The organism is Tunicatimonas sp., from assembly GCF_049647865.1.
Classification (GTDB): domain Bacteria; phylum Bacteroidota; class Bacteroidia; order Cytophagales; family Cyclobacteriaceae; genus Tunicatimonas.
In genome coordinates this window covers 1-2,257 of record NZ_JBARYM010000186.1, presented here as the reverse complement: position 1 = coordinate 2,257, position 2,257 = coordinate 1, and the positions used below count along the sequence as shown (strand labels likewise).

At 44.7% G+C, this 2,257-nt stretch carries 3 protein-coding genes; all 3 read right to left on the bottom strand.

The genetic code is table 11. The features are described 5' to 3' along the window. On the bottom strand, positions 1-829 hold an 829-nt coding region (locus WBA23_RS05645), incomplete at its 3' end, for an oxygenase MpaB family protein (RefSeq protein ID WP_424581275.1). Positions 830-846: 17 nt separating this feature from the next. Next, positions 847-1,059: a hypothetical protein gene (locus tag WBA23_RS05640; protein WP_424581274.1), complete on the bottom strand. Its 213-nt coding sequence runs from the start codon at positions 1,057-1,059 to the stop codon at positions 847-849. 93 nt (positions 1,060-1,152) lie between these two features. After that, a partial coding sequence (locus tag WBA23_RS05635; RefSeq protein ID WP_424581273.1) for a thiamine pyrophosphate-dependent enzyme occupies positions 1,153-2,257 on the bottom strand: 1,105 nt, incomplete at its 5' end.

The following is a 2,257-nucleotide window of genomic DNA, read 5'->3' as shown; positions in this document are numbered from 1 at the left end:
CTTCAATTTTATGTCCTTTGGGATACGTAGGGCGTTTCCGCTGAGTTCCTAAAACTGGTTTCTTTCGTTCGGGCCAGTAGCGCATAATTTTAGATCGTAACGTTAACCCTCCGGTTACAAACTTTCGGACGAGCGAGGGTGGATGAGGGTACCCGAAAGCATCCAGCAGCGGCTTGTCCATCATGGCGTACAGAAAAGTACGGCCTAGCGGCCAAAGTGGCTTAGGTAAATAGAAACCCAGAAATAAATTACAAGTAGCGTCACCTACGGCTCGGTTCGATGGGGCGTAACGGAAGTTACGTCGTTCGTAATCCGTATTAAATTGTTCAAAAGTGTGATAATCTTCAGGAATATCCTTGATGTTCATCCGCTTGCCTACCTCTCGGTAGAAATAGAAGGAAGCCAGCTTTTCATTTTTGGTAGAAGCCCTCCAACCGTAGCGTTCAATCCAGCGGATGGGTTCGTAGATAAAGGTAGAAAGTACGTACAACATTTCATCGTTCGTGATAGGATAGCGACTGTGCATCTGGTTCATCCGCTGAAGGGCTTTTCGACCCAGGTCGCTATCGTAGCCATGCTCGGCCAGCGTATACATAATAATCTCAGTATCGTCGTAGCGTTTTTGAGGCCTTTTAGTCAGTTCGCCGGTTTGTGCTAGCTTTTCTGAGCTTAGCGGTACAGCAAATGTGCGAAACAACGCAAATTCCAGCGCTCGTTCGGTATCCCATGGGAAAACGTGACAAGTTAGCAGATATGCAATTTCCTGATGATCGCGCTGAGCATCCAGTTTACTAATTCGCTGACTGATGTGTTTTATAGATCGCTTCAAAGTTTGATTTTTAACAACTAAAAATTTGCTCTAATTTCTTCCAGTTTAAAATCATCCGAAGTGCCGTACTTCACTAACTCTTGCAGCTCGTAAACATCGAGCGATATTAAATCTTTGATCCGGTAGTTTTCATCACCTAGATTCTCCAGCACTTCGAAGCGAGATTCTTCGCCGTAGTTGTAGAGATAGTATTTTTTGCCTATCCGAATATTATCAAATGACATGGTCATAGTAATTGTGTTAGAGTGCTAATGTGTTTAGGTGTTAAGGTTCACAATCTTTAGCGGCTCTGCGCTTGCCTTCCAATTTCCAAAACCTATCACCTAATCCCCAAATCTAAATTGACGAAAAACTTTCGCGTTGGTTGGGCTATCGGATACAACCTCCAGTAGTTTAGCGTGTTGACTACCTCCGGTAAAAAAACCGGACAATACATTGGTTAGTTCTTCTGAGGCAGCTTCTTGGGTAATATTTATTCGTTGGTACGCCATACCAAAATCCTTCGCAGTATTTTCTGCCTCAAGTGGCTGACGGGTTTCGAAATATTCTTCCAGTTCGGGCTGCCGGCGGGGGCCATCAATCATCCGGAAAATTCCTCCTCCGTGGTTGTTCAGCAGAACTATTCGTAGGTTAGGTAGCGGGTAGTTGTGCCAGAACGCATTGCGATCGTAGAAGAACGCCAGATCACCGGTGATTAAAATGTGCAAGCGGTCAGGAGAAGCTAGTGCCGCCCCTACAGCAGTGCTACTACTACCATCAATACCACTGGTACCCCGATTCGCAATCACTTCCACTTCCGAATGGTCATCGGGTAAGCCAATCAAATTAGCGTAACGCACCGCCATACTATTGGCTAAATGTAAGCTGCTTCGCTGAGGCAGATTTTTTAGTACTGCCGCTACTACATAAAACTCACTAACCTGATTCTCAGAAGAGTTAAAAAAATCAACAACCTTCCGAACTGCTTGCGTCTCCGCCGTCTGCCAATCTTTGTAGTAGGTATCGTGAGGATTTTCTGACCAGCCTTTCGCTAATTGGAAGAAAAACTTGGGTGCAGTGGGAAGTATGCGAGTAAGCGATTGAAAAGTATCAGCCGCCCTTCCGCCCGGTTGAATATGCCAGTGAGCCTGCGGGTGATACTTCCGTAAAAAGATTTTTAAATTCTTAGAAATGACCGAAAGTCCGAAGGTAATTAGCAAATCAGGTTGTAATAGTTTCGAGGCATCTTTTCCTAAAAAAACATCAGGATGCTTAATAGCCGATTCTACTGAGTGAAAGTTTGAGATAATATCGGCTACCAGTGGAATCTGCTGCTGCTGGCTAAACTCTTCAAGCTGCTGACATAAATTTTGATCCAGATTACTTTGCCCAACAACGATCAGTTTTCGCTTGCACTGCTGCCATTCGGCTTGTAGTTGTTGTTGGGCA